Source organism: Chryseobacterium sp. HMWF035 (assembly GCF_003094695.1).
Classification (GTDB): domain Bacteria; phylum Bacteroidota; class Bacteroidia; order Flavobacteriales; family Weeksellaceae; genus Chryseobacterium; species Chryseobacterium gambrini.
Genome location: NZ_QEHP01000068.1, coordinates 1 through 7,151, shown reverse-complemented (window position 1 = coordinate 7,151; position 7,151 = coordinate 1). Strand labels below are relative to the sequence as shown.

5 protein-coding genes are annotated in these 7,151 nt (G+C 34.7%); 3 read left to right on the top strand and 2 right to left on the bottom strand.

The genetic code is table 11. The annotated features are described in order from the left end of the window. Nucleotides 1-169: 169 nt before the first annotated feature. Complete coding sequence (locus DD829_RS11290; RefSeq protein ID WP_108409534.1) at nucleotides 170-1,105, bottom strand: IS1595 family transposase; 936 nt, start codon at nucleotides 1,103-1,105, stop codon at nucleotides 170-172. 187 nt (nucleotides 1,106-1,292) lie between these two features. Between DD829_RS11290 and uvrA the strand changes: the two genes are divergently transcribed. Both uvrA and DD829_RS11280 read left to right on the top strand, forming a co-directional pair. Beyond that, entirely contained in the window at nucleotides 1,293-4,085 is a 2,793-nt protein-coding gene (uvrA, locus tag DD829_RS11285) for an excinuclease ABC subunit UvrA (RefSeq protein ID WP_108409535.1), read from the top strand. A gap of 268 nt (nucleotides 4,086-4,353) precedes the next feature. Further along, the gene (locus DD829_RS11280; protein ID WP_108409536.1) at nucleotides 4,354-5,124 is read left to right on the top strand and encodes an alpha/beta hydrolase family protein; all 771 of its coding nucleotides are present in this window, start codon (nucleotides 4,354-4,356) and stop codon (nucleotides 5,122-5,124) included. Between the two features lie 401 nt (nucleotides 5,125-5,525). Here DD829_RS11280 and DD829_RS11275 read toward each other — a convergent pair whose 3' ends face one another. Further along, nucleotides 5,526-6,443: a ClpXP adapter SpxH family protein gene (locus tag DD829_RS11275; RefSeq protein ID WP_076390326.1), complete on the bottom strand. Its 918-nt coding sequence runs from the start codon at nucleotides 6,441-6,443 to the stop codon at nucleotides 5,526-5,528. 247 nt (nucleotides 6,444-6,690) lie between these two features. Here DD829_RS11275 and DD829_RS11270 point away from each other — a divergent pair, with 247 nt between their 5' ends. After that, nucleotides 6,691-7,059: a winged helix-turn-helix transcriptional regulator gene (locus tag DD829_RS11270; RefSeq protein WP_076390327.1), complete on the top strand. Its 369-nt coding sequence runs from the start codon at nucleotides 6,691-6,693 to the stop codon at nucleotides 7,057-7,059. Nucleotides 7,060-7,151 lie beyond the last annotated feature (92 nt).

The following is a 7,151-nucleotide window of genomic DNA, read 5'->3' as shown; positions in this document are numbered from 1 at the left end:
AAATTAAAACTTTTTAGGATATAATTTGCTAACAACTGCAAAAATGAAAAAAATTAAAATATTAATTTATGATTTAACACCTATATCTTCATTTATTATTAAGAAATTAACCAATCCCGACTTTTCAATTTAAAAAATAAAATAGAAATATGACTTAAAATTAATTATTTTAATCCTTATCCAGAATTAAATCTTTATATCTGGTTCTTACCTCACTGTTTGTTAGAAAATATTTAAACTTATCATTATTTGACGTATCCCTCAAATTAAATTTATAGATGAATTCATCTACATACTTCTGAAGATGCTTTTTCGATACATGATTATATGTTCCATTCAGCGAGTTTTTCAATATCTTCCACGATCCCTCTATATTATTTGTATGAATACTGCTGTCTTCCTGATTTACGTATTCTTTTTTAGAATGATCGACTATTTTATGATCGTACGTTTTACATAATCCATTATAACCCCACCATTCATCGCTAATAACTCTTGTGTTTTTAATGGGAATATATTTATAAATCAGAGGCTGTATACTCACTTTTTTTGTATCATCCACCACAAAAGCATTCATTTTACCTCCTCTCTGCAGCATTCCCATCACCGGAACTTTATCCTTATAGTTTCTCCCCTGAGAGTTTTTTACTTTTTTATTCTTGTGCCTGTTCTTATTTTTTCCACCGATAAAAGTTTCATCACATTCTATTGTTCCTTCTAGCTCATTATGATTTTCAATTCCAAAACAAGCGCGTATTCTTTGCAACATAAACCAAGCTGTTTTTTGGGTGACGTCTATATCTTTTGCCAGCTGAAGAGAGCTTATCCCTTTTTTATGAGAAGTTATCAGCCATATTGCCAGAAACCATTTTTGCAGACTGATCTTAGAATTTTCAAACATAGATCCTGTTTTGGCATTGAAATACTTCCCTGTATTTTTGCATTTGTATCGGTTTTTACTGCATTTATATACCTGAGATTCAGAATCGAAAGGGCTTTCTATTACCCCTCCCCATCTCATCTGTTCTAGATAATCGATACATTTTTCCTCCGTTGAAAAAGTCTGCAGCAATTCCAATACAGACTTTATATTAGTGTTTATCATGGTATAGTAAATATTAAGTTTACATTATGAAAGATGCAATCTATTTAGTAATGGTTCACTCATAAGAGAAAAATTAACATTTTTTTATATTTTTCCCTTTATAGTGTAAAAACGTAAGTAATTACCAAAAATTATATCACTCTATAATCCGCTAAAAATTCGTAATTTTGTTAGTCTTAATTTTACTATGGCTCATACAACAGAAATAGATATTAAAAAACAGATTTTCGTTAAGAACGCACACCTTAACAATCTGAAACACATAGATGTTCTTATCCCGAAAAATAAACTGATCGTCATTACAGGAGTTTCCGGAAGCGGAAAATCTTCATTGGCATTTGATACGATTTATGCGGAAGGACAGCGAAGATATGTAGAGAGCTTAAGCTCTTACGCACGTCAGTTTTTAGGAAAGTTAGAAAAACCTAAAGTTGATGACATTAAAGGTTTAGCACCTTCTATCGCGATACAGCAGAAAGTAATTTCTTCAAACCCAAGATCTACCGTCGGAACTTCCACAGAGATCTACGATTATATGAAGCTTCTTTTTGCAAGAATCGGGAAAACCTATTCTCCTGCTTCTGGTGAGGAAGTGAAAAAAGATTCGGTTTCGGATGTAGTGGATTTCATCAAATCTTCTAAAAAAGATACTTCATTTTTATTAACGGCTCCTTACGATTACGATGCCGCGAATTTTGGTGAAAATTTAAATGTCCTGAAATTAGCAGGTTTTACGAGACTGGAAATCAATGGTAACGTTGCAGGAATCGAAGATTTGGAAAGTTTCGGCTTTACTCCCGAAAAAGGAATGAAAATTAATCTGGTAATAGACCGCTTCACTTACGAGGAAGATGAAAGTTTTCTTCAGCGTTTGGCAGATTCTATTCAGATGGCTTTTTATGAAGGTCGCGGATATTGTTCACTCAAGAATGTTGATACCGGAAAGATCAAAGAATTTTCAAATAAATTTGAATTGGATGGAATCGAATTTTTAGAGCCGAATGTCCATTTTTTCAGTTTTAACAATCCTTACGGAGCCTGTCCGACTTGTGAAGGATACGGAAAAGTCATCGGAATTGATGAAGATCTTGTAATTCCCAACAAAACATTGTCCGTTTTCGAAGATGCGGTTGCTTCATGGAAAGGCGAAAGCATGAGCGAATGGAAAAAAGATTTCATTAAAAAAGCAAAAGATTTCCCGATTCATAAGCCTTATCATCAGTTAACCAAAGAACAGAAAAAATATCTTTGGAAAGGAGACGGAAAAAGCACGTTCCCATCGATTGATAATTTCTTCAAAATGCTTGAGGAAAACCTCTATAAAATTCAGTATCGTGTAATGCTTTCCCGTTATCGCGGAAAAACGCTCTGCCCGACTTGTGAAGGTTTGCGACTGCGTGAAGAAACGAGCTGGGTGAAAATCGACGGATACAATATCCAATCGATGATCGAGCTTCCTCTGGATGAGCTTTTCCCTTTAATTAAAAGCTTAAAATTATCCGAACACGATCAGGAAGTTGCCAAAAGACTTTTATATGAAATCACCACCCGACTTGAGTTTTTATTAAAAGTCGGTTTAGGATATTTAACCTTAAACAGAACATCCAACACGCTTTCCGGCGGAGAAAGTCAGAGAATAAATTTAGCAACAAGTCTGGGAAGTTCTTTGGTGGGTTCCATTTATATTCTGGATGAGCCTTCAATCGGACTTCACTCAAGAGATACGGAAAATTTAATTGAAGTTTTAAAAAATCTTCGTGACCTTGGCAATACGGTAATCGTTGTGGAACATGATGAAGATGTAATGAAAGCCGCCGATTATATTATTGATATCGGTCCGGAAGCAGGTTATCTTGGTGGAGAATTGGTTTTCGCAGGAGATTACAAAGAACTGAAAGATGCAGATACATTAACTTCAAAATATCTTACCGGAAGACTGGAAATTGAAGTTCCTAAAAAGCGAAGAAAAGCGAAAGAATGGATTCACATTAAAGGAGCAAGACAAAATAATTTAAAAAACATTGATGTAGATGTTCCTTTGGAAAATCTTGTTGTGATTTCGGGGGTTTCCGGAAGCGGAAAATCGACTTTAATGAAGGAAATCCTTACCAATGACATCCAGATTCAGCTTGGGATGGGAGGTAAAAAAGGAGATTATGATGCTGTGGATTTTCCGAAAAAACTGATCCAGCATATTGAACTGATCGACCAGAATCCTATCGGAAAGTCTTCAAGATCCAACCCTGTAACGTATCTTAAAGCCTATGACGACATCAGAGATCTTTTCGCCAAGCAGAAAGTGGCAAAAATGATGGGTTACAAACCGAAACATTTTTCCTTCAACGTAGATGGCGGAAGATGTGATGAATGTAAAGGAGAAGGTGTAATCAACGTTTCCATGCAGTTTATGGCAGATATTGAACTTGAATGTGAAGTCTGTAAAGGAACCCGCTTCAAAAGTGAAATTCTGGAAGTAAAGTACGACGAAAAAAACATTTCAGATATTCTTCACATGACCGTGGATGAAGCTTTGGAATTTTTTAAAGATAATAAGGAAGAAAAGATAGCAACCAAATTAAAACCTTTACAGGATGTAGGTTTAGGATATTTGCAGTTGGGACAGAGCTCTTCTACCCTTTCCGGTGGTGAAGCACAGCGTGTAAAACTTGCATCCTTCCTTGTAAAAGGGGTTACAACAGATAAGACGTTATTTATTTTTGACGAACCTTCAACGGGACTTCATTTCCATGATATTCAGAAATTGCTGAAGTCTTTACAGGCTTTAATTGATCTTGGACATTCTGTGATTGTGATTGAACATCAACCCGATATCATTAAATCTGCAGATTACATCATCGACATCGGTCCTGAAGCCGGAAAACACGGCGGTGAGGTTGTCTTCACCGGAACTCCCGAAGAACTGGCAAAAAATAAGAAATCTCATACAGCACGATATATTAAAGAAAAGCTGGAGAACTAAAAAACAGAGAGTAATCTTTACTCTCTGTTTTATATTTTTAAACTTGTTAAAGTAAAACGTTCGAAAACTCTATGGGGTATGAATTTGCAGACATCATATTCGGAGGACGTTTGCGTTCCGTAGTAACGCTATCTTTAGAACATTTTTTGTAGTATCGATATTAAACCTACGGATTGATTGATAGACTTACTCCTGTTTCTACAAAGATTCTGCTCTTAAAGGAGCAAAACTCTTTTACTTTAAATAATTTCAATGATTTAACTTTACCATGAAATATAATTCTATCTTTTTATTTTTAATTGCTCTGGTAATCATGAGCTGTTCAACGAAAAAAAATGCAAATCTGAACAGCAGTTACCCTGTAAAATTAGATACTCTGACAATGTTTGATAAATCGAGAAACCGCAAAATTCCGGTTGCTTATTTCAGTCCCAAAACCTCAGAGAAAATTTCAAAACAACAGATCGTCATTTTCAGTCACGGTTATGGTGCCAATACAGGTGGAGATTATTTAAAGTATTCCTACTTAACAAAGAATCTGGCTTCAAAAGGATATTTTGTGGTAAGCATTCAGCATGAGCTTCCGACAGATCAGCTTATTCCTTCAGAGGGAAAACCTCAAATCGTAAGAATGCCTTTTTGGGAACGCGGTACAGAAAATATTTTATTTGTTTTGAATGAATTAAAAAAAACGAAACCTGAGCTTGATTATAAACATCTTACTTTAATCGGACATTCAAACGGCGGAGATATGACGGCTCTTTTCGCCAATAAGTATCCCAATTTTGTGTATAAAATCATTACCCTGGATAACCGGAGAATGTATCTGCCCAAAACTTTGATTCCGAAAATTTATACTTTACGCTCAAACGATTATCCTGCCGATGAAGGAGTTTTGCCCACAATGGAAGAGCAAAAAAAATTCCATATCACTGTTCAGCCAACAACTATTAATCATGGAAAAATGGATGATAAAGCAAATGATCAGGAAAAAGCATCTTTAAATCTTTTTATCGAACAATATTTACGTGAAAAATAACCTCACGATTTATTAACGAAAAGATAACAGACAGTTGTAAATTTTAACATTCAGTATATTGTTTGGCATAAAATTTATTCCTACATTTACTATGAAATACAACTGAAGTGGAAACATATTTTGCATTTTTCAGCTTTGAAATCGCAATTAAATTTATAAAAATTTAAGCACAGCATTGTCGGCTGTGCTTTTTTATTGTTGTCTAATTAAAAAAATGAGATGTATTTATCTACTGGATCTGCTCCTAAAGAGCAGATTCTTTTAGTTTTAATCTTATACATTTTTAAGATTAATAAAAGAATTCATGTACAATAATTGAGTTAGCTACAAAACAACAAAAACCGAAAATTCAAAGAATTTTCGGTTTCTTAAAAAAACTTGCTAAATATTAATGAAATTAATTACGATTTCAGGGTCCAGATTGAACCGTTTTTGGTGGTAAGCTTTTCAAGCGTTCCTTTGTCGGAAAGCTCATTTAATAATCTTTCGCTTTCTTTTCTCGGGGTTCCCGATAATTCTGAAAACTCTTTTGCGGTAAGTGAATTATACTTTGCAAAAAGACTTTCCCAGTTTTTGGAATATTCAGATTTCTTGGTGTCGGAATTTACTCTCAGAACAGCAGTTTCGTAGAATGCATAAGGTTTTGAGCCGTAAACAATCTCTCTTTTTCCTGCATCATTGGTAAAAAACATGGTAGGAAAACCGCGAACTCCCATTTCTCTGGCAAGCTTCAGATCTTCCTGAAAAAGTTCTTTTCCTCTTCCTTCAAAGTCTTTTTTCAACTGATCTGTATTCAATCCTACTTTTTTGGCTGCTGCTGCAATATGTTCCCATTTTGCGATATTTTTCTTCTTCAAAAAAACCATTTCACGAAGTTCTCTCATGAAATCCAGTGCTTTTTCCCTGTCCTGCATCTGTGCCGCTTTAAAGGCGATAGAAGGCGGATAAGAAGAATCCAGCGGATCCTGTAACCAGATATCTCCGTCGATCGGCATATCGTAATACAAACTTACTTCATCCCAGTGATGCGCCACGTCCGAAGGTTTGCTTATTCCTCCGCTGTTGTAGCTCCAGTCCGGAAGAAGACCTCCCATTCTGTATTCTATATCTACGTTATCTCCGTATTCCAGTTTTAATTTTCTCAGTTGAGGCTCAATTCCCCAGCATGAAGAGCAGATTGGGTCTGTAAAATAAATCACTTTTACAGGTTTTTCGTCAGTCATTACATCAATATTCCCAATTTCAAACTTTTCTCCGGGAACTTCACAAACTCCTGTCGCAGGATCGCATAATAGCGGATTTGTAGATCTGTTTTCCATTTTTTTACTTTTGTCACTTTGTCCGTTACAACTACTTAAAGCCGCCGTGAGGAACACAAATGTTAGTATTTTATTATTTATCATTTTTTGTGATGATAAAGGTTTCACACTTTTTAATGTTACTACAAATCTAATATTTAATCATCATACTTTGGTAATGGATTTCCTTTTAGAAACTGGTTTCCTCGAGGAAACTACCTTTCTGTTTTTTTATTACCTTTACAGAATTATAAATTTATCTGAAATCATGAAAAAAGAAGCCAATCTGAATATCACTCCTATCTGCAAAAACCGTATGAACGCCATTAAAGATTCAATGGAAATTTTATCGGGAAAATGGAAGTTTCACATTTTGGGAACCTTAATGCAGAGTGAAAAAATGCGTTTTATGGATCTTTTAAGGGAAATTGACGGAATTGCTGCCAAAATGCTTTCAAAAGAGCTTCAGGACATGGAGATCAATCATCTTATCAAACGTACTGTTTTAGACACAAAACCTGTAACCGTGGAATATGAAATCACAGAATACGGAAAAACTATTGAGCCGATTATTGATGAAATTGCCAAATGGGGAATTGAGTACAGGAAATCTTTATATCAAAAAACCGACAAATAGATTCTGCCGGTTAAAAAACAAAAATTGATATGGATATGATTGATATGTGTTTAAACAAATTTATATTTATTTAGACTTAATAAAAATAATAT

Coding starts and splice junctions, on each gene's coding strand:
- DD829_RS11290 (WP_108409534.1), bottom strand. CDS start 1,105: ATGATAAACACTAATATAAAGTCTGTATTGGAATTGCTGCAGACTTTT.
- uvrA (WP_108409535.1), top strand. CDS start 1,293: ATGGCTCATACAACAGAAATAGATATTAAAAAACAGATTTTCGTTAAG.
- DD829_RS11280 (WP_108409536.1), top strand. CDS start 4,354: ATGAAATATAATTCTATCTTTTTATTTTTAATTGCTCTGGTAATCATG.
- DD829_RS11275 (WP_076390326.1), bottom strand. CDS start 6,443: ATGGAAAACAGATCTACAAATCCGCTATTATGCGATCCTGCGACAGGA.
- DD829_RS11270 (WP_076390327.1), top strand. CDS start 6,691: ATGAAAAAAGAAGCCAATCTGAATATCACTCCTATCTGCAAAAACCGT.